Origin of the sequence: Corynebacterium mendelii (assembly GCF_017307055.1) — a bacterium.
In the GTDB taxonomy this organism is placed as follows: domain Bacteria; phylum Actinomycetota; class Actinomycetes; order Mycobacteriales; family Mycobacteriaceae; genus Corynebacterium; species Corynebacterium mendelii.
Genome location: NZ_JAFLEQ010000008.1, coordinates 156,866 through 182,283, shown reverse-complemented (window position 1 = coordinate 182,283; position 25,418 = coordinate 156,866). Strand labels below are relative to the sequence as shown.

Below are 25,418 nucleotides of genomic sequence, written 5' to 3'. Positions count from 1 at the left end.
AGATGGTGCTCACCATCGATGAGCCGGCATTGATCAGGCTGCCGAGTGCCGTGTTGATCTGGATGATGATCGGTTCAAGAAACTGCATGGGGGCGCTCCGCTTCAAGGGTCGGGGATCGGGGTTGTCCGGACGGGGCCGCCCGGCCGGACGCTGGTAACGGATATGTCACCCGTTGTCCGGCCTAACGTTACAGCCCGCAGGTGGGCGGCTTCCGCGACACACCGGCGGGGCGGGGTTGTTGTTCAACACCGGCAACTTTCTGTACCTTATGTATCAATAGCCCCAATTTTCACATGTGTCACAGCAGTGGTGGGGAGCATTCCCGCCGGGTGCTAACACCCCGCCACCCGGCTGCGACATATCTGCTGAGACGGGATGATTCCGCACCCCGCCGCACGCCGACCAACGAGATGAAAACACCCCATGACTGTTCTCAAACGCTTCGCCGCACCGCTTCTTGCCGCCGCTTTGGTGGCCGGCGGGACCGCCGCCATCTATCCGGCCCAGGCGGGTATTCCCGCAGCCCAGGAGGCAGGTGACACCACGCTCGCCACCGTGACCCGGGTCTCCGCCACCGGTGAGGGCCGCCCCGCCGGCACCAACCGGCCCCGGTGGGCCAACAGCTTCGTCGACAACAGCCGGTCGTTTGAATACTGGGCCTATTCCCCGTCGATGAAACGCAATATCCCGCTGTTCGTGCAGGCGCCCGCGGATACCTCCGCACCGCGGCCGGTGCTGTACGTGCTCAACGGCGGTGACGGCGGTGAGGGGGAGGCCAACTGGCTCTACCAGACGGATTTGACCCGCTTCTACGCCAACAAAAATGTGTGGATCGTCATGCCGATGGCCGGGGAGTTTTCCTACTACAGCGACTGGGTCAATGACGGCCCCGGGCCGGGCCGCCAGCTGTGGGAGACATTCCTCACCAAGGAACTGCCCGGCCCCCTGGAGCAGGCGCTGGGCGCCAACAGCAAGCGCGGCATCATCGGCATGTCGATGTCGGCGACCACCACGATTCTCTACGCCCAGCACCACCCCGGTTTCTATGACGCGATCGGTTCTTTTTCCGGCTGCGCGGAAACCTCCCGGGGGCTGGCGCTGGAATACCTGCGCATCACCCTCAACCGCGGCAACGCCACCCCCGAACAGATGTGGGGCCCGGTCGGCGGGGAGACCTTCAACTACAACGACGGGCTGCTCAACGCGGCCCGGCTGAAGGGCACCCCGCACGCCTACATCTCCACCGGCACCGGGCTGCTCGGCCCGCATGATCTGCTCAGTTCCCGTTTCGTCAACGGCGATATCGGCGCCCTGTTCATCCATGGCGTCAACGGCGGCATCATTGAGGCGGCCACCAACAAGTGCACCCATGACCTGAAGGCGAAAACCGATGCCGCGGGCATTACCGGCATCGACTGGAACTTCCGCCCCTACGGCACCCATTCGTGGGGCTACTGGCAGCAGGATCTGCGCGATTCCTGGCCCACCTTCGCCCGCGCCTTCGACCAGGATCCGGGGGCCCCGGTGCCGATGGGTGATGCCGATCAGCCAGCCCCGATCACCCCGGACACGGTCACCGAGATCTGGAAAGCAGCCATCGGCGACAATCCGCACCAGCCCGCGGCACCGGCCGTCCCGCCGGCCCCGCCGGCGGAGATTGCCGACCCCGCCCCGCAGGCCCCCGGCCCCGACAGCGACAACCCCGGGCAGCCCCCGGCGGCGGAACAACCCGCCGCCCCGGACACCACCGGCCAGCCTGCGGCAGCCCAGCCTGCGGCCCCGGACCGGGACGACAGCACGCCGCCGGTGGTCCCGGTTCCGGATCTGCCGCCCGCCCCGGCGGCACCGCCCGCACCGCCTGCACCGCCTGCCCCGGCAGACCCTGCCGCGGGTAATCCGGCGGACAAGGATCAGCCGACCCCGGCTGAAGGCCGGCAGGTCGGCGCCCCGGTCAGGTTCGCGGTTCCCGCCATTTTCTAGCCTTCCCGCGGGCGTAGTGGCCCGCAACCACCACCGGCGGGGGCCGGACAGTGTTGTTTTCCAGCAACCAGACTGTCCGGTCCCCGCCGGTTTCGTTGCTGTCCCCGCATGCTGTCCCCGTCATCCGGCAGGGGTTTTTTGAAAAAAGCAATCACCCTGTCCGGCGCTTGCCCCGCGGAGACGGGTGTCCCGGTGCACCACCGTCGGCGGCAGACAAACATGTAGTGTTACCACCGCCCGGTGACACTGCCCTTATCCCTATGCCGTTGATAGTGAAAAAACCATGACTCACAGCGCACGACCACTTGCCTGCCTGACCGCCGCCTGCCTGCTGGCGGTGGCCGCCGTCACCACCGCCCCGGCGGCGTCGGCGGGGACGGCGGCCCCCACCGGCGGGGCCACAGCCACCGTCATCAAGGGCACGCCGCCGGGGCCGGTGCTGTCCTGGCACCGCACAGTCGCCGACGACGACCGGCTGGAGGAATACTACGCATTTTCCCCGTCGATGCGCCGCCAGGTGCCGCTTTTCGTGATGAAGCCGAAAAACAATTCGGTGCCGCGGCCGATTGTCTATGTGCTCAACGGCGGTGACGGCGGGGAAGGTGTCGCCAACTGGCTGGCGCAGTCGGATCTGATCGACTTCTACCGGGACAAAAACGTCTGGGTCGTCATGCCCATGTCCGGGCAGTTTTCCTACTACACCGACTGGGTGGAACCCAACGAGTCCCTCGGCGGGGTGCAGATGTGGGAGACTTTTTTGACCACGGAACTGCCCGCCCCCATGGAGCAGCAGCTGGGGGCTTCCTCCCGGCGGGGAATTATCGGCATGTCGATGTCGGCGACCACCACCCTGCTCTACGCCGAGCACCATCCCGGTTTCTATGATGCGGTCGGCTCTTTTTCCGGCTGCGCGGAAACCTCCCGGGGATTTCCCTACGAATATGTGCGCCTGGTCCTGGAGCGGGGCAACGCCACCCCCGAGCAGATGTGGGGTCCCGTCGGCGGGGAGAGGTTCAACCACAACGACGGGCTGCTCAACGCGGCGCGGCTGAAAGAAACCAAACACCTCTACATCTCCTCCGGCACCGGGCTGATGGGACCCCACGACATCCGCTGGGGCACCCACAAAACCGGTTCCATGGGGCTGCTGAACAAAGTCATCACCGGCGGGCTGATCGAAGCCGGGGTCAACAAATGCACCCATGATCTCAAAGCACGCACCGACCAGTTGGGCATGACCAACATCGACTACAACTTCCGGCCCACCGGCACGCATTCGTGGGGCTACTGGCAGCAGGATCTGGTTGATTCCTGGCCCACCTTCGCCCGGGCTTTCGGCATGGATCCGCAATCCCCGCGAACCAGCTCCGAATCCGGGCCCGCCGCGGTGACCGCCGAGACCGTCGACAGCATCTGGAAAGCCGCCGCCGGGGCTGATCCGCATCCGGTTGCCCGCCCCGGCACCACCACCGCCGCGACCGGCACCGGGACCGGGACCGAGACCGGGACCGACAGTGATCCAGCCGGCGGCACCGGTGCGCAGACAGATACTGATGCAGAGACCGGGGCCGGGGAGGATTCCGGCCGGGAGAACCGTTAGTCGGCCCGCGCTACCCGACCGGTGGTACCCGCCGGTCGGCGGGGACGCGCGCAGCGGCCGCCCACCCCCCTGCGGCGGTTGCCTGCGCCGGGTGGACGCTGGTGGAGTGTTAACGTTTGTGTAGGCCCGTACGACGTAGTCGGCAGCAGAACCATTGCCTGCCTTTCCGGGCAACCGGCGCGCGGTTTTCCCGCACGCGCGGGATTGTTCATCCACCAGGCTGTCCTCATCCGGCACGCATTCCTCAAGAAAAGGTTGACCCACCAGACCATGACTTTCCTCACTAAACTCGCCGCCCCGCTGGCGGCCCTGGCAATAACGGCGGGCGCTGTCGTGGCCGCCCCGGTGGCTGCCGCGGGCACCCCCGCGGATATTCACGCCGGGGATATCCCGCAGGCACACGTCGACAAGGGCGAGCGCATCGTCTACGGCCGCCAGCCCCAGTGGCGTGACGAGATCAACGCCAACCCGGATCGCCTGCACGAATACTGGGCCTACTCCCCGTCGATGGACCGCGACATCCCGCTGTTTGTCATCTCCCCGCGGGACAATTCCGTCCCCCGGCCGATCGTCTACATTCTCAACGGCGGTGACGGCGGCGAAGGCAACGCCAACTGGGTGAAACAAACCGACATCGTCGATTTCTACATGGACAAAGATGTCTGGGTCGTCATCCCCATGTCCGGCAAATTCTCCTACTACACCGACTGGGTGGGCGATTCCCCGTTCCTCGGGGGACGGCAGATGTGGGAGACCTTCATGACCAAAGAGCTGCCCGGCCCGCTGGAGAAAGCACTCGGCGCCAACAACCAGCGCGCGGTGCTCGGCATGTCGATGTCGGCGACCACCACCCTGCTCTACGCCCAGCACCATCCCGGTTTCTACGACATGGTGGGGTCTTTTTCCGGGTGTGCCCAAACCTCGGCCGGTGCTCCCCTGGAATACCTCCGGATGACCCTCAACCGCGGTAAATCCACCCCGGAGATGATGTGGGGCCCGGTCGGCGGCCCGACTTTCGCCTACAACGATGCCCTGCTCAACGCCGAGAAACTCCGCGGCCAGCAGATGTACATCTCGGCCGGCACCGGCTACGCGGGTCCGCATGACCTGTTCACCACCCCGTTCACCAAACACGGTGACCCGCTGCAGGTGTTCATCCACGTCGTCAACGGCGGCATCATCGAAACCGCCGTCAACCGCTGCACCCACGACCTGAAAGCCAAGCTGGACAAGGCGGGGATCCCGGCCGACTGGAACATGCGTCCGGTGGGCACCCACTCGTGGGGCTACTGGGAAGATGATCTGCGGGCCTCCTGGCCGGTGATCACCCGGTCCTTCGGCTGGACCCGGTAAAACGCACACTTTTTTCTTTTTCCACCGCACGGTGACAGGTGGCGGCCACCGGCGCCCGGGCAGATCATGCCCGGGCGCCGGTGGCTGTTGTCTGCCCGCTACCCCGCCGCCCGGCCCGGCCGATAGACTGGGGTGGTTATGAACCAGCAGCACACCCACGGTCACCCCTGCCCCGGGATCGTCACCACCGTCACCGGCGCAGACGGGACCGACATGTCCTTTCTGGAGGACATCACCGGCGGGCAGGCACTGGACTGGGCCACCGCACAGTCGGCGGCCACCGATCAAGCGGTAGCCGGCATGGGCGATGTGGCGGGTCTTTCCCGGCGGCTGCTGTCGATGATGACCTCGGCGGACAAAATCGCCTGGCCCACCCGCCGCGGGGAGATGATCTACAACTTCTGGCGCGACGAGACACACCCGAAAGGGGTGTGGCGCCGCACCGGCAGGCAGGACTGGCTGGCCGGGGACCCGGAGTGGGAGATTCTGCTCGATATTGATGCCCTGTCGTCCACCGACGGCGAGAACTGGGTGTGGCGGGGGGCGCATGTGCGCCGCCCCGACTGTGACCGGGCGCTGGTGAGATTATCCCGCGGCGGCGGCGACGCGGTGGTGATCCGCGAATTCGACCTGGACTCGCTGTGTTTTGTCACCGACGATCCCTTCGATGTCCCGGCGGCGAAAACCAGTGTCAGCTGGGTTGACCGTGACACCCTGCTGATCGGCACCGACACCGGGACCGGTTCGGTCACCCCGGCCGGCTACCCGGCGCGCATCCACCTGTGGCGCCGCGGCACCGCGCTGGCCGACTCGCCGGTATTTACCGAAGCCACCACCGGTGATCTGGTGGTGTCCGCTGCCGCCGACACCCATCCCGACTATCCGGGGCGGGTGTTTGTCTACCGGCAGATCGGGTTTTTCACCTCTGAAACCTATGTGGGTGATCTGGCGGGCACCCTGACCCGGATTCCGGTTCCGCACGACTGTGAGGTCTCTGTTTTCGGCGACCGTGCGGTGCTCATGCCGCGCACCGCCTACGCCGGCATCCCGGCCGGCGGGGCGGGGCTGGTCAGTCTCAGCGGGTTGCTCGCCGGGACCGGCACCCCGCGGGTCATCGCCGATCCGGGGCCCGGGGAAGCTTTTCAGGGGGTGTGTTTCACCGCCCACTACATTGTGGTGGCCATGCTGCACAATGTGTCCGGCTGTCTGCGGGTGATCGACCCGGATCAGCCCGGGCTGGAGCAGCGTCAGCTTTCCCTTCCCGCCGCCGCCCGGGTGTCGGCCTGGGCGGGGGACGCCTGCGTCGATGATGAGTTGTTCGTCACCACCGAAAGCTTCCTCACCCCGGTTGATCTGCACCGGTTTGATCTGGCCGACGGCGGCGGCGGCCAGGTCGTCCGCCACTCCCCGGGCTGGTTCGACACCGCCGGGATGACCACGCGGCAGCATTGGGCCACCAGTGCCGACGGCACCCGTATCCCCTATTTCATCACCGGCCGACTGGTCACCGATGACCGGGGCCGGCCGGTGCCGCAGCCGACCCTGGTGGGCGCCTACGGCGGTTTCGAGCATTCCCTGCTTCCCGCTTATTCGCCCGGCAGCGGCATGGCGTGGCTGGACAAGGGGTTTTTATCTGTTCAGGCCACCATCCGCGGCGGCGCCGAATTCGGCCCCGACTGGCATTCCACCGTCACCGGGATAAACCGGCACAAAGTTTTCGAGGACCATCAGGCGGTCCTGGACGATATTGTGCGCCGCGGCTACACCACCCCCGCCCAGATCGGGGTCAGGGGCGGCTCGAACGGGGGGCTGCTGGCCGCGGTGGCCCTGACTTTGTACCCGGAAAAATTCGGCGCGGCCGTCATCCAGGTTCCGTTGACCGATATGCTGCGCTACCACACGTGGCTGGCCGGTTCCTCGTGGATTGACGAGTACGGCAACCCGGATGATCCGGACGACTGTGCGGCGCTTGCCGCCTACTCCCCGCTGCAGCATGTGGCCGGGAGGGCGGAACGCAGCTATCCCCCGGCGCTGGTGACGACCTCCACCAAAGACGACCGGGTGCATCCGGCGCACGCCCGGCTGTTTGCCGCGGCCCTGCAGGCCGCCGGCCAGCCGGTGCTGTACCGGGAAACCACCGACGGCGGGCACGGCGGGGCCACCGGCCCGGCGCAGGCCGCCCGGCTGGAGGCCGTTATTTTCACCTGGCTCACCCACACCTTGACCACCAGCGACAAAGGGGACACCGCGTGACCGACCGGCGACTGCGCACCAGCCCGATACCGGGCACCACCGACTCCTACACCCGGGTTCCGTTCAACCTGGGCTACCATGTGCGCCACTACGACCTGGATCTCACCTACCGGGTGGTGCCGAACCGGCTGACCGGCCGCGCCACCCTCGACTGCGACAACTGGCGGGCACTGAACCAGCTGACCCTGGATTTGGCCGACACCATGACGGTGACGAAGGTGCAGGCAGCCGTGACCGGGCCGGCGGCGAACGTGCGGGTGTCGAAGTTCCGGCACCGCGGCGGGAAACTGACGGTCACCTTCACCGGGGAGATACCGGCCGACACCGAATTCAGCCTGATGGTCACCTACCGGGGCACCCCGCAGCCGGTGGCCACCCCGTGGGGTGGGCTCGGGTGGGAGGAACTGACCGAAGGATCCCTGGTGGCCTCCCAGCCGTGCGGGGCGAAAAGCTGGTTCCCCTGCGATGACACCCCCGATGAGAAAGCCACGTTTTCCATCACCGTCCGCGCCGACAGCCCGTTTGCCGTCATCGCCAATGGCCGGGTCAGCGCCACCAAACGCACCGGCTCCACGACCACCCGCACCTTCGATATGCCGTATCCGATGGCCACCTATCTGGCCACCGTGCAAACCGGCCGCTACACCCCCACCGAGCTTGCCCCCGCAACCGATAGGGCAACCGGGAAAACCATTCCGGTCACCCTGTGGCATCCGGCCGAGATCAGCGCACCGGTGGCCGCCGATTTCGCGCAGCAGGCACAGATGCTGGAAGTGTTCACCGGGCTGTTCGGCCCCTACCCCTTCGACAGCTACCAGGTGGTGGTCACCGGCGACGAGCTGGACATCCCGGTCGAGGCCCAGGGGCTGTCGGTGTTCGGCGCCAACCACGCCACCGGGGACGGCACCTGGGAGCGGCTGATCGCCCACGAACTGGCGCACCAGTGGTTCGGCAACTCGTTGGGGCTGGCCCAGTGGGATGACATCTGGCTCAACGAAGGTTTCGCCTGCTACAGCGAATGGCTGTGGTTCGAGCATTCCGCCGGTCTTCCCGCCGCCGGGCATGCGCTGCGCCACTACCGCATCCTTGAACGGCTGCCCCAGGATGTGGTTCTTGCCGCACCGGGACCGGCCCTCATGTTCGACGACCGGGTGTACAAGCGCGGCGCCCTGACCCTGCACGCGATCAGGCAGCTGCTGGGTGATGCGGCGTTTTTTGCGGCGGTGAAAAAATACGTCGCCTCCGGCAAGCATTCGGTGGTTGAACCGGTCGATGTGTTCACCGCTTTCCTCGGCGGGGCGGACAAAGCGGGTGTCAGCCACGCTGAGCTGAAAAACCTGTGGGATGCGTGGACGAAAAAGCCGGGGCTTCCCCCCTTCCCCGGGCCGGCCACCACCGGCGGAACGGGCCCGGTGGGCCACCCCGGTGATCCCGGTGCGGCCGCGGACCCACGCCCCCGCACCCCCGGCGGGTTTCCCGGCGGGGCCAGTCGGACCGGGCGCGGGCAACAATGAGAAAACTGTCGTGGGCCACAGCTTTCGCCGCCCTGTCGGGCTTTGTGATCCTCTACATCGCCAGCTGGGCGCTGCCCGCCGACAAGGCGAGTGTGTTCATCGCCTACTGGTCGGTGTTTTTCGCCGTCACCGGCTTGATCGACGGGCTGATGCAGGAAACCACCCGGGCGGTCTCCGCCCGCGCCGGGGCAGATGACACCCACCCCGCCGGGGCCGGCCGCCCGGTGGCCGTGGCCGCCACCCTTGCCGCTGTGCTGGCTGCCGTGGTGTGCACCACCGGCTGGTGGTGGATGGGGTTTGTCACCGGCGGGGATACAGCCCTGCCGATTGCGCTCATGGCGGCGGGGCTGGCCAGCTACTGTGTTCAGGCGGTGGTCGCCGGTATCGTCTCGGGGCTGAAACTGTGGGACGAATTCGCCTGGCTGGTGGCCGTTGACTCGGGAATCAGGCTGGTGGTGATCACCGTCGCCTGGATGGCGGGGGCGGCCCTGCCCGCCTTCTACATCACCACCGTCATCGGGGCCGCCACCTGGGTGGGCATTCTGGCCGCCAGCAGCCGTGCCCGGGCGGGACTGGCCGCGCCGGTGGATGTGGATGCGGCAACCCTGTGGCTGCGCAGCCTGCAGGCGATGACCGCCACCGGCGCGACAGCGCTGATGATCACCGGTTTTCCCGCTTTCATCAAAGCCACCACCGGCGAACACACCCCGGCCGGGGCCGGCGGGGTGACGGTGGCCGGAATCATGCTGGCGGTGATGCTCACCAGAGCGCCGATACTGGTTCCCCTGCAGCGCTTCCAGTCGGCGCTGATTGTCCGCTTCGTCGACAACGCCGACCAGCCGGGCCGCGGCATCGCCGTCCCGGTCGCCCTTGTCGCCGCCATCGGAATCATCGGCGCCGTGGCCGCCTGGCTGATCGGACCGTGGATCATGCGGCTGCTGTTCGCCCCCGATATGCAGGTGCCCGGCCCGGTGCTGGGGGTGCTCACCCTGGGGGCTGCGGCCACCGGAATACTGATGGTCACCGGCACCACCACCCTGGCGGCCGGCAGGCACAGCCGCTATGTGGCCGGGTGGATCACCGCCACCGCGGTGGCGTTTGCCTGTCTCATGCTGCCGCTGGGTCTGGCCACAACGGTGCCGGTGGCGCTTATTGTGGGGCCTGCCGCAGGTATTGCCGTCCATCTTCCGGCCATTGTGAAAGACGAAAGGACCCTGTCACACACATGAACCAGTCGCGACCGCCCACCCGTCACCGGCAGGACACCTGCACCGTCATGGTGACCGTCTACCACAAAAACACCGCCCGTGAGCTCACCGAATGCCTGGACTCACTGGCCGCCCAAACCCGCCCGGCGGAACAGATCCTCATCGTCATCGACGGCCCGGTGGGCGGGGATCTGCACCGGGTCATCGACGATTTCCGGGACCACCACCCGGAAACCACAGTGGTGGCGCTGCCCGACAACCGCGGCTCGGGGCCCGCCAGCCGGCAGGGCCTGGACCATGTCACCGGCACCTGGCTCGCCAGGCTCGACGCCGACGACATCGCCTGCCCCGAACGGCTGGCCACACAGCTGGAATTTCTTGCCCGCCACCCCGGCATCAGTGTGCTGGGCACCGCCCTGGCCGAATTCGAGGGGGACACCGGCCATGTCGTCGGTATCAGGCGGCTGGCCGAAAACCACCCCGATATTGTGCGCTACGCAACCATCAACTCCCCGGTCAACCATCCTTCCTGCATGATGCGCACCAGCGCAGTCAAAGATGTCGGCGGCTACCGTGATGTGCCGAAAATGGAGGACTACGATCTTTTCGTGCGGCTGATTGCCGGCGGCTGGCGGTTGCACAACCTGCCGGAACCGTTGACCTATTTCCGCATGAGTCCGGAGGTGCATTCCCGCCGCACCGGCACAGATGTCATGGCCAGTGAATGGGCCATGCAGAAAACCCTCGTCGACTCCGGCCTGATCGGGCCGGTGCGGGCGGGAGTGAATCTGGTGGCGCGCACCGGCTACCGGCTGCTGCCGAAGAAACTTCTCAAACACGCCTACACGGCACTGTTCAGGAGATAAAGGATTGATAGGATGATCAACCATCATGCCGACCCCGTCTGACCTGCCCCATGCCGACACCTGGCTTGTCATACCCTGCTACAACGAGGCCCAGGTGATCGGGGATGTCATTGCCTCAGCCCGGCGCACCTTCCCCAATATTGTGGCGGTCAACGACGGCTCGGCCGATGACTGCGATGTGCGCATCCACGCGGCAGGCGCCCACCTGGTCAACCATCCGGTCAACCTCGGCCAGGGGGCGGCGATCCAAACCGGCATCGACTACGCCCGGGCACAGCCGGGGGCGAAATACTTCGTCACCTTCGACGCCGACGGCCAGCACCAGGTCAAAGATGTGCTCGCCATGCTGGAGAAGCTGAAAAACGAGCGGCTCGACATTGTTGTCGGCACCCGCTTCGGCGATCATGCCCGCGACACCGACCAGGTGCCGTGGATCAAGAAACTGGTGCTGAAAACCGTGGTGCTGCTCAGCCCGAAAACCCGCCGCCTGGGGTTGACCGACGCCCACAACGGGCTGCGGGTATTCAACAAAAAAGTCGCCGACCACCTCAATATCCGCATGAACGGGATGAGCCATGCCTCGGAGATTGTCTCCCGCATCGACGAGGAGGGCTGGGCGGTCGGCGAGCACCCGGTCGATATCCTCTACACCGAGTATTCGATGAGCAAAGGCCAGTCACTGATCAACGGGGTCAATATTTTGGCCGACGGGCTTTTGGCCCGCCGCATCTGACGGGCACCACCAACCACGAGCAAGGGACAGCACACCGACTATGGGACAGTTTTTCATCCAGCTGCTGCTGGTTGTCGCAACCATCGGCCTGGTGGTGTATTTCCTCACCAACCGGCGCAAAGCCCGGGCGAAAGCCGGGGTGAAAATCGGCTTCGTGATTTTTGTTCTCGCCGCGTTCTGGGCGGTGCTGCGGCCGGATGATCTGACCGTGGTGGCCCGGTTCGTCGGGGTGTCCCGCGGCACGGATCTGCTGCTGTACGCGGTGACGGTGGCCTTCTTTTTCACCACCCTGTCGGCCTGGATCAGATTCCGGGAACAGGATCTGCGCTACGCCCGGCTGGCCCGGGCCATGGCATTGACCACAGCGGTGCGTCCGGAGGACAACTACCCGGACATCAACCACAGCCAGCCGGCCACCCCCGGCGCCGATGATCCGCCGACCGTGCGCCCGCCGGCCACCGGCTCCGGCCACTAGATCACCGCGCATGCCCACCCGGGCTGCACCGCCGCCCCACCGATCGTGCACAATGGGTGGGGCGGCGTCCGGTTTTTCCAAAAAACCGGCAGCGCCCTTATTTTCGACCATAACCGACAGATACCCCCGGCCTTTGGTGAACAACCGCACGGGCGTGCCCGGTACAGCAACTTTTTCCGGCGGGGTTTTCTACGACAATCGACCATGCGGGTCACCGCGCGGGCGCGCACCGGCACAAACGACAGTGCCGTGTGTGATCCGCGCGCAGCCCACATCCGGCCCCCGGGCAATGACGATGGTTTTTCCGTCACCACTGCCCGGTACCCGCGCCGGATGCCCGCGACCCTAGGAGCGACAAGGTGACGACCCCCTCACAAGACAATCCGCAGTCCCCCGATACCGACAGCACCGCATCCAAATCCCGGCCGCTGGGCTGGATCATCATCGCCGTGATCGCGGTGATCATTGCGGCCGGTATTTTCGCCGACGGCCGGGTGACCCCGGAACGCAATTTCGCCCCGGTGGCCCTGGAGGACGGCAGCTACGACGCCACGGTGTGGGGTCCGTCGAAACCGGTCGAATCAGCCGAGGACATCGCCTACCTGGCGCGCCGCATGGACACCGATCCCTTCGCCATCGGTGACGTTGATGCCCCGGTGGTCATTGTCGAATACTCCGACTTCGAATGCCCCTTCTGCGCCGAATTCGTCAACGCCGTTGAGCCGTCGGTGATCAGCGACTACGTGACCGCCGGGAAAGTCCGCCTGGAATGGAATGACTTCCCGGTCAACGGTGAGACCGCCATGGCGGCCGCCCGCGCCGGCCGCGCCGCCGCCGAGCAGGGCTACTTCAACGAGTTCAAGCACGCCCTGTACGCGGCCAGCAAAGATGTCTCCGGGCACCCGAACAACAGCATCGACGACTTCGTCGCCTTCGCCGAAGAAGCGAAAATCCCGGATCTGGACAAGTTCAGGGCCGACGCCGAATCCGACAAATACGACGAGTACATCAACAACTCCCGGCAGTTCGCCGTCAGCCTGGGTATGACCGGCACCCCGACGATCCTGGTCGGAAACCAGCCGGTCCCCGGCAACATCACCCCGGAGGAGATGGCGAAAACCATCGACGAACAGCTGGAGAAAATCGAGGCCGGGGACATCACCCCGACCGAGCCGGGCACCACCGACGGCAACGACTACGACGAGCTGGTCATCGCCCCGCAGCAGGACAACAAGCAGGCCAACTAGCGGCCAGCGGCTTCGCCCACCCCCGCCACAGCGGTGGGGCACGCCCACCGACCACAACGCTTCCCGGAACAGACAGACGGTCGGGCCACCACACGGTGGCCCCCGGTCTTGCGGCGGGGAAGCGTTGTTTTTTTGCCTGCTGCACCCACCCCGGGGGCAAACAGACGCTGCCCCGGCCCGCATGCCACGCCCCGCAGCGGATGCCGACTGCCGTTTTGCCGGGGGTGGTGTAACAGACGTCTGTTGTTTTGCACGACTGTCACCTGCACGGTTCCCACCCCGTCCGCCGTGGCGGATATTTTTCGGGGGTGATTCCCCGGTGGGCGGGCATGCCGGTGGATCTTGCGGGGGACGGAGCCGGGCAGGTGGTTGCCGTTGTCCCGTGCCGTTATCCCCCGTGGCTGCCGTGGTGCCCCGGCAGACGGCAAACACCCCGGTTTCCTGGTGGGAAACCGGGGTGTGGTGGAGCCGCCTGCGAGAATCGAACTCGCGACCTTTTCATTACGAGTGAAATGCTCTACCGACTGAGCTAAGGCGGCACGGTGATAATCTGCCGGTTGTTTGGCCGGTTGAAAAGCACCGCTGCAGAATATACATCATGGGTCGGTGGTTTGGAAAAAACGCGTCGGCTAGCGGATGTTCATTGCCAGCCGCATCCGGCCCAGCATCGCATCCAGGGCGACGGCCGGCGGGGTGTTGGTGGCCACCATCTGCCGGCAGATGGTGATCGCGTCAATGCATTCCACCAGTGCCCGCGGGGAATTGTTGCGTGCCAGCATGCCGGACAGATCTGTTTTGTCCGGGTTCATCGGCTCCACTGTGGCGCCGGTGGCCTGCATGAGGCTGTCGCGGAACAGACCCGCAAGATCAGTCAACGCCATATCGATGCAGTCGGACTGGAAGCGTTTGCGGCGTTTTTTCTGCCGCTCCTCCAGGGCTTTGAATTCCCCGGCGCTTCCCCGCAGCGCTTTGGCCGTGCCTTTGCCGGTGGCATCCGATCCCAGCGCCAGCCGCAGCTTGGCGGTTTCGGCTTCCTCTTTGTCCTTGAGGGAATCATCGGCTTCGGTGGCGATGGTTGTGATCAGCCGGGTCACCTCCAAAAACGCCTCTGATCCGCGGGTGATTGACCCGGCCAGGTTCAGGACCGCTTCGCGGCGGCGGCGCGCCTCCACTGATTCAAGCAGGTGCCGGGCACGGCCAATGTGGCAGGCAGAGGCGGCCGCCGCCAAACGGGCGTGCCCCTGGTCGGCACCGGTGCGTTCACACAGCACCCGGGCAACATCATCGACTGACGGGGTGGGCACATAAATGTGCCTGCACCGCGAGCGCAGGGTCACGGCAATATCGAGGGGATCAGTCGACGGGGCGCACAAGATGATCACGGTGCGCTCCGGGGGTTCCTCGACTGTTTTCAGCAGGGCATTGGCCGCCGAGTCGCTGAGCCGGTCGGCGTCTTCGATAATGATCACCCGCCAGTTGGCGACCGCCGGTTTCCCGGAGGCCTCCCGGATGATTTCCCGCATTCTTTTCACCGAAATAACCAGTTCGACCGGCACCACGGTAATGACATCGGCATGGTTTCCCGCCAATGCCGTGGTACATCCGCGGCACCGCCCGCAGCCCACGGTCGACGGGTCGGTGCACACCAGCGCCGCGGCGAAACACCGTGCCGCCACGCTGCGGCCTGATCCGGGCGGGCCGGTGAACAACCACGAGTGGGTCATCGCCTGGCCGTCACCGGCGCCCGCAGCTGTCGCCGCCCGCTGCCTGGCCGCTGTGGCCGCCGCCCGCAGCGGACCGGTCACCTGCGGGGAGCCTGCGATTCGGACGAAGACATCGGTGGTTTTTTCGTTCACAACCCACCACCTTATAAGGACCGGTCCACCTCGGGCGGCGGGGACGAATAAAGTGGGAAACCATGACGCGTGTGAACAGGTTGCTGGCATGGCTGTGGACCACTTCGTGGCCGCTGTACGCCGTGATGGTGCTGACCTCCAATGTACTGGGGGCGGTGGCCACCATGGTGTTCATCCGGGTGCTGGTGCCACTGGAATCAGCCGGATCCATTGCGGTGGAAGATCCCCTGTTCATCACCGGTGTCCTCTACATTGTGCTGGCGGTTGTCGCCATGCTGGGGGCCACGGTGTGGCTGTTCACCCCGGTGTGGCGGTGGCAGCGCCACCCGGACGACCATGACCGCAATATGGTGCGCAACCTGGTGCTGCGGATTCCCGTCTACCAGGCGGGTCTGGCGGCCCTGGTGTGGCTGGCCGGTATTGCCGTGGTCACCACGGTGGCGGCCATGACCCACCCGCGGCTGGCGCTGGTGGTGGCTGTCACCGCCGGTTTGGCCTGCATTGTGGTTGTCGCCCTGACCTATCTGGAAGCCCAGAGGCTGATGCGCCCGGTGGCGGTGGCGGCCCTGGCCCGGCGCTTTGAGGATTCCTCCCTGGAGCCGCCGGTACGGCTGCGGCTGATCCTGACCTGGATCACCACCACCGGTGTCCCCATGATGGGGGTGATGCTCATGGTGGCGGGGCAGAAAACCGGATTCTTCGGCGGCAACGCCGCCGATATCCTTCCCGCCATCATCGCCTTGTCGGCCACCGCTCTTGTCACCGGCCTGGTGGCCACCATGCTGGTGATGACCTCGATTGTCGACCCCATCCTGGAGCTGAAGGCGGCGATCGGGAAAGTCCGCCGCGGGGAAAACAACACCATGGTCGACATCTATGACGGCTCGGAGATCGGGGTGCTGCAGGCCGGTTTCAACGAAATGATGCGGGGCCTGCGGGAACGCCAGCGGGTGCGGGAAATCTTCGGCCGCTACGTCGGAACGGAGGTCGCCCGGAAAGCGCTTGAGGAACGGCCCACCCTCGGCGGGGAGGACCGCCGGGTGGCGGTGCTGTTCGTCGATGTGATCGGCTCCACGACCTTCGCGATGAACCACACCCCGGTGGAAGTGGTCGAAGCCCTCAACGAGTTTTTCGAACGCGTGGTGGCTGTGGTGCACCGCCACAAAGGCATCATCAACAAATTCCAGGGTGATGCGGCCCTGGCCGTGTTCGGCGCCCCCCTGCCGCTGGCTGATTCCGCCGGACAGGCGTTGGCTGCCGCCAGGGAACTGCGGCAGGAACTGCGCGGCATGGAACTTGCCTGCGGTATCGGGGTCTCGGCCGGCAAAGTCGTGGCCGGGCATATCGGCGGCCACGACCGTTTCGAGTACACCGTCATCGGCGACGCGGTCAATCAGGCGGCCCGGCTGACCGAACTGGCCAAAGACACCCCGGGCCGGATTCTCACCTCGGCACAGACCCTGAAATCGGCCAATGAGGCCGAGCAGGCCCGCTGGACGATGCTGAAATCAGTGGAGCTGCGCGGCCGCAAGGAAATGACGCAGCTGGCCCGGCCGATCAGGCCGACCCTGGCCGACCGTACCTAGCCGGGGCGAAAAAACCACCGGGGCAGGTGCCCACCGATTTTTCGTGCGGCACCACCACCCCGCACCAGCACGTGACAACCCGCTGTCGCGGTGCGGGTGCGGGGATAGACACAAGCCGACGCTGCCTGGCGGCACGCGTCGGCTTGACCAGCGGGTGGTAATCAGCCGCCGATCGGTATGGTGATCGGCATCTTCGACACTGTGCTGAGGATCATGAGGATCACAAACAACACAGTGGAGAGGTTCTGCTCGCTGCTGCCGCTGCTTCCGGCATCGGTGCCATCCTGCTTGCCCTCCTTGTCCGAACTGGAATTTCCGATGGTGTTGACCCCGTCGGTGCTGCCCAGAATCGTGAGTTCAGGTTTCTTCTCCACCGGCACCCCGGAGGTGAACACCGTCACCGGGTAGGTCAACTGGCCGTCGTTGGTTGTGATGGAGACGACATAGGTGCCCGATTGGGGGTTGTTGTGGTCCGGGGCCGGGAAAACCAGTGTGTCGTAGCCGTATTTGCCCAGATGCGACCTGGAGACAAACGAATCCACGGCGTACCTGGAACCGTTCGGCTTTTGAATCTCCACCTTGGCGTTGTTTAAGTCAACGCCGGGAAGCTGCGCCGACCAGGCCATCATGTTCATGCCTTCTTTCGGGAAATACCCGGCCGACGGCCAGAAAGCGTAGGCCCGCTCGCGCGCTGTGTCGGACACACCGTCGTTGTTGCCGTCCAGCGAGCGGATGGCGTAGGTGGTGTACTTCCACCCGTTGCGGGCGGTGCCCGCCCCCACCGCGGTCCTGGCGAAATCGTAGGCCAGCAACTGGATGCGGTGGCCGGGATCGGTTTTCGTCTCATCCCGGACCAGCCCATCCAGGTGGTTGATGCCGTCCACCGATCCGTTGGTGGACGCCACCGACAGCGACGAAGCGCCGCCACGTTCGGCATCCTTGCCGGCACAGTAGTAGCCGTCATCCACCGGGTGGTGGCTGATTTTCAGCTTTTTCAATGCCGCCGAGGTCACCGCAGTTGAAATCGCATTGGCCTGGACCTCCCGGTAGACCCGGCTGTCGGGGGCGAACAGCTCAACGGGCTGCAGGCTCGCCATCTGCCGCAGATTGTTCAGGGCGGAAACCTGCTGCTGCATCAAGCGGGCAGACGGCATCGCCGAGGAACACCGTGAGGAGTCCACGACCGGAACATTGCTGATGGGGGCTTGCTCCCAGAATTTCTTCCACAGCCGGACCGTATTCTGTTTTGTGTTGGCGTTGATGTGGGGAACGGGCGCGGTGAAGGTGCTGTTGCCTGTCGCATACACCCGGTCGGTGGACCAGAGATGATCGCCCGGGTTGTCGATGGCGGAGGCGGGGACAACACTGTGCAGGGCTACAGCAACACAGGTGGCTGCCGTGAACACGGCACGCTTGGTGCGGAAAGACATCGTGGGACTCGGATTCCTTTTTCGGGTTCACCCCGTCCGGATGGATGGCATCCGGCTCCGGGATGGTGCTGGCGGTCAAATGGATGCATGAGTCCCGTCCCGCCGGCTGGCGGGCAGGGACTGCTCACGGCCGGGCGGAACAATGTTCTGCCCGGCGGTGTCTGCCGGTGCCCCCGCCGCAGCACGGTGACAGCAAAAAAGAGCCGCTGGGGACCCCACGCCCGGGGACCGGGCGTGGCTGCGGTGACGGGACACACCGTTTCCACCCACACTACGTCCGCTCCGCCGCACCGGGTATGCGGCAGGGGGTGACTGCGGGCGGGCAACACACCGCAGCACCACCACACCAGGCGGCCGGGCGGGCGGTGGGAGAAAAAGGGTGAAAAAACAGCCACCTCCCCGTGATGTGTCAGGGAGGTGGCCGCCGGAAAAAGGCCGTGCACGGATCGTCGGCGGGTTTTATTTCCTGCGCGATCCGGCTTTCACGGTCCGTTTTGTCGTCGACGCCGGTTTCTTGGCGGTTTTCTTCGTCGACTTTTTGCGGGCTTTTTTGGTGGCCTTTGTCGGGTTGGCCGCCTCCTTGGCGCGGCGCTCCGACAACAGTTCACAGGCACGCTGATCGGTGACTGTTTCCGGGGTGTCACCCTTGCGCAGGGAGGCATTGGTTTCCCCGTCGGTGACATAGGGGCCGAAACGGCCGTCTTTGATCACCATCGGTTTGCCGGAGACATCGTTGTTGCCCAGTGTTTTCAGCGGCGGCTGCGCGGCGGCCCGGCCGCGGCGTTTGGGTTCTTTGTAGATGGCCACGGCCTCGTCGAGGGTGATGGTGAAAATCTGCTCTTCACTGCCCAGCGACCGGGAGTCGGTGCCTTTTTTCAGGTAGGGGCCGTAGCGGCCGTTTTGGGCGGTGATCACCTCGCCGTCGGTGGGGTCGGTGCCCAGTTCACGGGGAAGCGAGAGCAGTTTGAGTGCCTCGTCCAGGGTGACTGTGGCAGGCTCCATGTCCTTGAACAGGGAGGCGGTACCCGGTTTGAGGGTTTCCTCGATGATCTGCTGGGTGCGTTTTTCCTTCTGCTTCGCCGCAGTTTTGGTGTCCCAGTTTTTCGCCCGTTTGCCGTCGGCTTTGCGCTGGGCGTCTTCCTCGGCGCGTTCGGCGGCAATGATTTTTTCCGCTTTGTCGGTGACTTTTTCCTTTTCCTCGTCGGTGACGATTTCGGTGACATAGGGCCCGTAGCGGCCGTCACGGGCAACGATCATGCGTCCGTTGTCCGGGTTCAGGCCCACTTCCCTGCCGCCGGGCGGGGTGGCGAACAGTTTTTCCGCTGTTTCCAGATCCAGTTCATCCGGGGTCATCGAATCCGGCAGGTTGGCCCGCTGGTGTTCCGGTTCCCCGTTGTCGTCCACTCCCACCTGGCGTTCCAGGTAGGGCCCGTAGCGGCCGACCCGGACAAAGACTTTCCGGCCCTGATCGTCGTCGAAAACGTGCAGGGAGTTGACGGTGCGGGCGTCAATCTGCTCCAGGTTGTCGCCGACCAGGGATTTCAGTCCGCCGAGCCGGGCCACGGATTCGGCCATCGCATCCGAGGCTTTCTCGTCGCCGAAGTAGAAGCCGGTCAGCCATTCGGTGCGGTCTTCGTTGCCGGTGGCGATATCGTCGAGTTCGTCTTCCATCGACGAGGTGAAGTCGTAGTCGACCAGGGACGCGAAGTTCTGCTCCAGAAGACCGACGACGGCGAACGCCACCCAGCTGGGTACCAGGGCGTTGCCGCGCGGGTAGACGTAGCCGCGGTCCTGGATCGTTTTGATGATCGAGGCATAGGTCGACGGGCGGCCGATACCCAGATCCTCCATCTTTTTCACCAGGGAGGCTTCGGTGTAGCGGGCGGGCGGATTGGTTTTGTGTTCTTCCGCCTGCAGTGATGTGGTCACCAGCGTGTCGCCGACAGCCAGCCGGGGCAGCGCATTGTCGTGTGCTTTGTCGCCGTCGGCTGCGGCATCGGTGTAGGCCTTGAGGAAACCGGGGAAGGTGATGGTGCGCCCGGTGGCGGTGAATTCACAGCTTTCACCGGCGCTGGTGGCCCCGGTGATGGTGACTTTCACCGACTGGCCTTTGGCATCGGACATCTGGGAGGCGACGGTGCGCTGCCAGATCAGCTCGTAGAGCCGGAACTCCTCGGCATCAAGCTGGGATTTCAGCTCGCCCGGGGTGGCGAAGCGTTCCCCGGCGGGGCGAATGGCTTCGTGGGCTTCCTGCGAGTTTTTCACCTTGCGGGTGTACTGCCGGGGAGTGTCGGCCACATACTCCCGCCCGTAGAGTTCCAGTGCCTGGGAGCGGGCGGCCTGGATACCCGCCTGCGACAGGGTGGTGGAGTCGGTACGCATGTAGGTGATGTGGCCGTTTTCGTAGAGCCGCTGGGCAATACGCATGGTCCGCTCGGAGGTGTAGTGCAGTTTCCGCCCGGCTTCCTGCTGCAGGGTGGAAGTCATAAACGGCGGGTAGGGCTTGCGGGTGTAGGGCTTGTCCTCGACATCTGTGACTGTCAGGGCGGTATCGGCCAGCCCCTCGGCCAGGGCTGTGGCCCGGGCACGGTCAATGACGGTGACTTCTTTTTCGGCCGACGCCTTCACCCTTCCACGGTCGGTGAAATCACGCCCCTGGGCGATTCGTTTCGAGCCGACAGCGAAAAGTTTCGCGGAAAACACGCTCGGGTTACCGGCGGTGGCGGCCTGCTCGCCCGCATCAAGCTCGGCGACAATATCCCAGTACACCGAGGAGATGAACGCCATGCGCTCGCGTTCCCGCTCCACAATGACCCGGGTGGCCACCGACTGGACACGCCCGGCGGACAACCGGGGCATGACTTTTTTCCACAGCACCGGCGAGACCTCGTAGCCGTAGAGACGGTCCAGGATACGGCGGGTTTCCTGGGCGTCCACCAGGTTGTCGTCCAGATCGCGGGTGTTGTCGGCGGCGGCCAGAATCGCCGGTTTGGTGATCTCGTTGAACACCATGCGGCGCACCGGCACCTTCGGTTTGAGCACTTCCAGCAGATGCCAGGCGATCGCCTCGCCCTCCCGGTCGGGGTCGGTGGCCAGCAGCAGCTCGTCGACGTTGGCGAGCTTTTTCTTCAGGTCGGCGACTTTTTTCTTCTTGTCCGCCGAGACCAGGTACAGCGGTTTGAAGCCGTGCTCGACATCGACGCCGAGCCTGGCCCACGCTTCTTTTTTGTACTTGGCGGGAATATCGGCGGCACCCTTGGGCAGGTCACGGATGTGCCCCACCGATGCCTCCACCACGTAATCTGCGCCGAGGTACGGCTGAATCTTCTTCGCTTTCGTCGCAGACTCGACGATGACCAGTCGTTTAGTACCAGTCCCTTTGGAGGTTGCCACAGGTGCCTCTAACCTTCCCGCTCACGGTTTCGGTGAAATCTACTACGTGCCTACCGTACACACGCCCCCGCGGGCGCCAAACCGCAGCGCCGGAATGCACGGGCTGCCGCCATCGCCAAAGCGATCACCGGACAAACCCCAAAACCCCACGTAGCGGCGGTGAAAACAAGCTTCCGGAAACCACCTGCACAACCCGGGGGCGGCGGGGGTGGAAAGACGTTGTTGCTGCAGCGCCCCCATTAAATACTGTGGCAAACAACAAACGCACCTTTTCCCGCTGCCGCGCGGCGGTGTGTCATCCGCGCAGGGTGGTGGAAAAGGTGCGAAATGCACTGCAGCCGCCGTACAACGGGCAGTGACGGGAATCATCGCCGGAAAAACCGGGGATTTTGTTCCGTCATGCCAGTCGCGGGGCGGCTGCAGTACGCCGGTGGTGGGGCACAGATACTGTGGCCCCACGCTACCGGTTATCGGGTCGGATTACTCCGCATCGATGACGTGGACCTTCTGGGCCTGCAGGCCCTTGGCGGTCTCGCCAACTTCGAATTCGACCTTCTGGTTCTCTTCGAGAGATTTGAAGCCGCGGCCCTCAATCTCCGAGTAGTGGACGAAGATCTGCTTGGATCCATCGGCCGGAGCGATGAAGCCGTAGCCTTTTTCTGCGTTGAACCATTCAACGGTTCCCTGTGCCATGTAAAAAACTTTCTCAGTGTAAATCGGCGCCGGCACCCAAACAACACGGGCCACCTGCGGGTCACTCGCCCCAACGGGGCAGATGCGGGACATTCTCCGGGTGGAGATGACCGCCACGCTGCCGCGGTTTATTTTGGAGTGGTGGGAAGCGGTGGTTTTCACCGTTCCCTGCAACCGGGAGCCAGTGTGCCACGTTTTGCAGCCCAGGGATAGTCTGGACCACACCTGGAACCATTCCGCCAGCTCACACAGGTGACCGGGGTTGGCAAAAGACCGGAAAAGGGGGTGACCGTGGCCGACGGAGAGCGAAATATTTTACCCCAAAACCCGCCACCGTCAACATACGGCGACCAGATCGCGGACGAGGTGATCCGGCGGCTGCCCGAGTCGACGGCCACCTGGCGGCACACCAGCCCGCCACGCCGGGCGGTCTACGGCCCGTGGCCTGCCTGGCTGGCCGACGATATCCGCCGCACACTGTCCGAGGAACTGGGCATCCCGCGGCTCTACCGGCACCAGGCCAGCTGCGCCGAGGCCGCCCACCGGGGCCGCAACGTGATCATCACCACCGGCACGGCCAGCGGTAAATCCCTGGCCTATCTGCTGCCCGTTTTATCGGCGCTGCACGATGATCCGCGGGCCTGCGCGCTGTATGTCTCCCCCACCAAGGCCCTGGCCAATAACCAGCTGGCGTTCATCTCCCGGCTGTGCCGTCTGACCCCGGGCCTGGAGCGGGTGACCCCCAGCGCCTACGACGGCGATACCCCGCAGCAGGCCAGGCGCAGTATCCGTGATGACGCCCGGCTGATTGTGACCAACCCGGAGATGATCCATCTCTCCTTTGCCGGGGCGCACCAGAGATGGACCCGGTTTCTGCGGAACCTGTCGTTTATCGTCATCGACGAATGCCACACCTGCCGGGGCGTGTTCGGGGCGCACATCGCGCTGGTGATCCGGCGGCTGGTGCGGGTGGCCAGGCGCTACGGGGCTGATCCGACAATCATCATGGCGTCAGCCACCACCCGCGACCCGGTGATGCTGGCCCGGCGGTTGACCGGCCAGGATGCGGTGGCCATCACCACCGATGACTCCCCGGCAGCCACCCGCACCACCGTGTTGTGGGAACCGGGTTTCAGCGGCGACGGCGACACCGGTGACAGTACCCGGCGCGGTGGTCCGCCGGTGCGGATTCCCGCCTACGCCGACGCCGCCGAGATCATGGCCACCGCGATCACGGAAGGTGCACGGACCCTGGTTTTCGCCCGTTCCCGTAGGCAGGCGGAGATCATTGCGCTGCGCGCCCACGACAGTCTCGCGCTGTCGGGGAACAAGGATCTGGCCGGGAAAGTCGCCGCCTACCGGGCCGGGTACCTGGCCGGGGACCGGCGCCGCCTGGAGCAGGCCCTCGATGACGGGGAGCTGGTCGGGGTGGCCGCCACCACGGCCCTGGAGCTGGGCATCGATATCGGGGGGCTTGATTGTGTGGTGGTCACCGGCTGGCCGGGAACGGTGGCCGGGTTCACCCAGCAGGCCGGCCGGGCCGGCCGGCGCGGCCAGTCCAGCCTGGTGGTGCTGGTCGCCCGGGATGACCCGCTGGATATGTATCTGATCCACCACCCGGAGGCGGTGGTGGATGCGCCGGTGGAAAAAACCGTGTTCAACCCGTCGAATCCGTATGTGTTGTCCGGCCATCTGTTGTGCGCCTGCGTGGAGCTTCCCCTCTCCGCGGCAGAGGTCAGGGGCCTGGATGCCACCGCGGTGGCCGCGGATCTGGTGCACGCCGGGCTGCTGCGGTGGCGCGGCGAGAAGCTGTTTGCCGTGGAACGCCCGCTCGACGACAACGATGCGCTGCCCACCCCGCGCACCGCCCACCGGATGGTGAATCTGCGCGGCGGCACCGGGCAGGAGATCACCATCATCGACTGCGACAATGGTGCCGTACTCGGCACGGTGGGCAGATCCATGGCGTTCAAGCAGGTGCATGCCGGGGCGGTGTACCTGCACATGGGTGACAGCTATGTCGTCGAGGATCTCGACCTGATAAACAGTGCGGCTTTCGTCCGCCGGAAGGTGCCGGATTTTTCCACGGTGCCGATGTCTGCGACCGATATCCGCATTGTCGCCGACCCGGAAGAAGACACGCTGGTCAATCCCTCGCCGGGACTGTGGGTGGCCGCGGTTGACGTGGAGGTCACCACCACGGTGACCGGCTACCGGAAAAAACTCCTCGGCAGCGACCTGGTGGACACCATCGCCCTGGATTTGCCGCCGGATACTCTTTTCACCCGGGCGGTGTCCTACACCCTGGATCCGGCGGTGGTGGAGGCACTGGGGATCACGGCGGCCGATCTTCCCGGCGCGCTGCACGCGGCAGAACATGCCGCCATCGGGCTGCTGCCGCTGGTGGCGTCCTGCGACAGGTGGGATATCGGCGGGGTGTCCACGGCGCTGCACGCCGATACCGGGCTGCCGACAGTGTTCGTCTATGACGGCTATCCCGGCGGCGCCGGGTTCGCCGACTGTGGTTTCGAGCGTTTCCACGACTGGATCACCGCCACCTGTCAGGTGGTCAAAGACTGCCCCTGCACCGATGGCTGCCCGTCGTGCGTGCAGTCACCGAAATGCGGCAACGGCAATTCGCCGCTGTCGAAATCGGGGGCGGTGGCGGTGCTGTCGGCGCTGTCGGCCATGACCGCCGGCATGGGCTAGGCCGGCCCGGCGGTGGCGGTGGCGGGCATGTGCCCCACGGTCACGGTGACGGTGACATCACCGCCCACGGTGACCGTGCAGCCGGTCAGCCGGGCGCCGTTGTCGGCGGCGATGGTTGTTGCCACCGCGCACGGCGCTATCCCCTGCCACAGGGCGCCCGCCCCGCTGAGTGCGGCCATGTCGGCGGCCACTGCCGCGGTGTGGGCGGCGGTGCGTGCCGCGGCCGCCACCAGCACCGCGCAGCCGGCAACCGCCAGCGCGGCGATGACGGTGGCGGCCAGCACCGTCATCGAGCCTTTCTGCCGCGTGCAGCGCGGCGGCGGGGGCGCGGGCGGCTGACGGTGCTGGTGCGCGCGGCACGGCGGCATCCTCACTGTCCCTCGGGTTCGCAGATCACGACCGCGGTGGCGGACACCGCGTTCAACGGGGCGTTCATGGTGGCCACCGCGGTGATCCGGGCACCGGTTTCGGTGATCGTGATGCGGGCGCCGCCGGATGGCAGCTGCCGTCCCGCGGCGGCC

15 protein-coding genes, 1 tRNA gene and 2 pseudogenes are annotated in these 25,418 nt (G+C 65.6%); 12 read left to right on the top strand and 6 right to left on the bottom strand.

Features of this window, described 5'->3' with window-relative positions:
* Positions 1–424 precede the first annotated feature (424 nt).
* The 10 genes and pseudogenes from JZY06_RS04100 to JZY06_RS04055 all read left to right on the top strand — a co-directional run.
* A pseudogene (locus tag JZY06_RS04100) lies at positions 425–1,510 on the top strand (alpha/beta hydrolase); the annotation flags it as partial.
* 754 nt (positions 1,511–2,264) lie between these two features.
* Positions 2,265–3,323 (top strand): annotated as a pseudogene (locus JZY06_RS04095) (alpha/beta hydrolase); the annotation flags it as partial.
* A 528-nt stretch (positions 3,324–3,851) separates the two neighbouring features.
* On the top strand, positions 3,852–4,934 hold the full coding sequence (locus tag JZY06_RS04090; RefSeq protein ID WP_207118529.1) for an alpha/beta hydrolase: 1,083 nt from the start codon (positions 3,852–3,854) through the stop codon (positions 4,932–4,934).
* A 213-nt stretch (positions 4,935–5,147) separates the two neighbouring features.
* Positions 5,148–7,187: a prolyl oligopeptidase family serine peptidase gene (locus tag JZY06_RS04085; protein ID WP_207278734.1), complete on the top strand. Its 2,040-nt coding sequence runs from the start codon at positions 5,148–5,150 to the stop codon at positions 7,185–7,187.
* Entirely contained in the window at positions 7,184–8,701 is a 1,518-nt protein-coding gene (locus tag JZY06_RS04080) for a M1 family aminopeptidase (protein ID WP_207118528.1), read from the top strand. Before JZY06_RS04085 ends, JZY06_RS04080 begins: the two co-directional genes overlap by 4 nt.
* Positions 8,698–9,930, top strand: coding sequence for a hypothetical protein (locus tag JZY06_RS04075; RefSeq protein ID WP_207118527.1), 1,233 nt, complete (start codon positions 8,698–8,700; stop codon positions 9,928–9,930). The genes JZY06_RS04080 and JZY06_RS04075 overlap by 4 nt, the downstream gene beginning before the upstream one ends.
* Positions 9,927–10,775 (top strand): glycosyltransferase, encoded by an 849-nt coding sequence (locus tag JZY06_RS04070; RefSeq protein ID WP_207118526.1) that lies wholly within the window; start codon positions 9,927–9,929, stop codon positions 10,773–10,775. The genes JZY06_RS04075 and JZY06_RS04070 overlap by 4 nt, the downstream gene beginning before the upstream one ends.
* A gap of 25 nt (positions 10,776–10,800) precedes the next feature.
* The gene (locus JZY06_RS04065; protein WP_207118525.1) at positions 10,801–11,508 is read left to right on the top strand and encodes a glycosyltransferase family 2 protein; all 708 of its coding nucleotides are present in this window, start codon (positions 10,801–10,803) and stop codon (positions 11,506–11,508) included.
* A 40-nt stretch (positions 11,509–11,548) separates the two neighbouring features.
* The gene (locus JZY06_RS04060) at positions 11,549–11,983 is read left to right on the top strand and encodes a DUF2304 domain-containing protein (RefSeq protein ID WP_207118524.1); all 435 of its coding nucleotides are present in this window, start codon (positions 11,549–11,551) and stop codon (positions 11,981–11,983) included.
* 359 nt (positions 11,984–12,342) lie between these two features.
* A complete protein-coding gene (locus JZY06_RS04055; RefSeq protein WP_207118523.1) occupies positions 12,343–13,230 on the top strand; it encodes a DsbA family protein in 888 nt (295 codons plus the stop codon).
* A gap of 463 nt (positions 13,231–13,693) precedes the next feature.
* Here the strand turns inward: JZY06_RS04055 and JZY06_RS04050 are convergent.
* Both JZY06_RS04050 and JZY06_RS04045 read right to left on the bottom strand, forming a co-directional pair.
* Positions 13,694–13,769 (bottom strand) — tRNA-Thr (locus JZY06_RS04050).
* Positions 13,770–13,859: 90 nt separating this feature from the next.
* Positions 13,860–15,086: a DNA polymerase III subunit delta' gene (locus JZY06_RS04045; protein ID WP_330617079.1), complete on the bottom strand. Its 1,227-nt coding sequence runs from the start codon at positions 15,084–15,086 to the stop codon at positions 13,860–13,862.
* Positions 15,087–15,148: 62 nt separating this feature from the next.
* Here JZY06_RS04045 and JZY06_RS04040 point away from each other — a divergent pair, with 62 nt between their 5' ends.
* The gene (locus JZY06_RS04040; RefSeq protein ID WP_207118521.1) at positions 15,149–16,672 is read left to right on the top strand and encodes an adenylate/guanylate cyclase domain-containing protein; all 1,524 of its coding nucleotides are present in this window, start codon (positions 15,149–15,151) and stop codon (positions 16,670–16,672) included.
* 161 nt (positions 16,673–16,833) lie between these two features.
* Here the strand turns inward: JZY06_RS04040 and JZY06_RS04035 are convergent, their stop codons facing one another.
* The 3 genes from JZY06_RS04035 to JZY06_RS04025 form a co-directional block, all read right to left on the bottom strand.
* On the bottom strand, positions 16,834–18,102 hold the full coding sequence (locus JZY06_RS04035; protein ID WP_207118520.1) for a hypothetical protein: 1,269 nt from the start codon (positions 18,100–18,102) through the stop codon (positions 16,834–16,836).
* Between the two features lie 459 nt (positions 18,103–18,561).
* Entirely contained in the window at positions 18,562–21,495 is a 2,934-nt protein-coding gene (gene topA / locus JZY06_RS04030) for a type I DNA topoisomerase (protein ID WP_207118519.1), read from the bottom strand.
* Between the two features lie 480 nt (positions 21,496–21,975).
* Entirely contained in the window at positions 21,976–22,188 is a 213-nt protein-coding gene (locus JZY06_RS04025) for a cold-shock protein (protein ID WP_207278733.1), read from the bottom strand.
* Positions 22,189–22,479: 291 nt separating this feature from the next.
* Between JZY06_RS04025 and JZY06_RS04020 the strand changes: the two genes are divergently transcribed.
* A complete protein-coding gene (locus tag JZY06_RS04020; protein ID WP_330617078.1) occupies positions 22,480–24,897 on the top strand; it encodes a DEAD/DEAH box helicase in 2,418 nt (805 codons plus the stop codon).
* Here JZY06_RS04020 and JZY06_RS12665 read toward each other — a convergent pair.
* Positions 24,894–25,187, bottom strand: coding sequence for an Rv3654c family TadE-like protein (locus tag JZY06_RS12665; RefSeq protein WP_207278731.1), 294 nt, complete (start codon positions 25,185–25,187; stop codon positions 24,894–24,896). The genes JZY06_RS04020 and JZY06_RS12665 overlap by 4 nt on opposite strands.
* Positions 25,188–25,418: the final 231 nt, after the last annotated feature.

Excerpts from the sequence above, each read along its gene's own strand:
- JZY06_RS04075 (WP_207118527.1), top strand. The coding sequence starts at position 8,698 with ATGAGAAAACTGTCGTGGGCCACAGCTTTCGCCGCCCTGTCGGGCTTT.
- JZY06_RS04065 (WP_207118525.1), top strand. The coding sequence starts at position 10,801 with ATGCCGACCCCGTCTGACCTGCCCCATGCCGACACCTGGCTTGTCATA.
- JZY06_RS04040 (WP_207118521.1), top strand. The coding sequence starts at position 15,149 with ATGACGCGTGTGAACAGGTTGCTGGCATGGCTGTGGACCACTTCGTGG.
- JZY06_RS04035 (WP_207118520.1), bottom strand. The coding sequence starts at position 18,102 with ATGTCTTTCCGCACCAAGCGTGCCGTGTTCACGGCAGCCACCTGTGTT.
- JZY06_RS04025 (WP_207278733.1), bottom strand. The coding sequence starts at position 22,188 with ATGGCACAGGGAACCGTTGAATGGTTCAACGCAGAAAAAGGCTACGGC.
- JZY06_RS04085 (WP_207278734.1), top strand. The coding sequence starts at position 5,148 with ATGTCCTTTCTGGAGGACATCACCGGCGGGCAGGCACTGGACTGGGCC.
- JZY06_RS04070 (WP_207118526.1), top strand. The coding sequence starts at position 9,927 with ATGAACCAGTCGCGACCGCCCACCCGTCACCGGCAGGACACCTGCACC.
- JZY06_RS04060 (WP_207118524.1), top strand. The coding sequence starts at position 11,549 with ATGGGACAGTTTTTCATCCAGCTGCTGCTGGTTGTCGCAACCATCGGC.
- JZY06_RS04090 (WP_207118529.1), top strand. The coding sequence starts at position 3,852 with ATGACTTTCCTCACTAAACTCGCCGCCCCGCTGGCGGCCCTGGCAATA.
- JZY06_RS12665 (WP_207278731.1), bottom strand. The coding sequence starts at position 25,187 with ATGACGGTGCTGGCCGCCACCGTCATCGCCGCGCTGGCGGTTGCCGGC.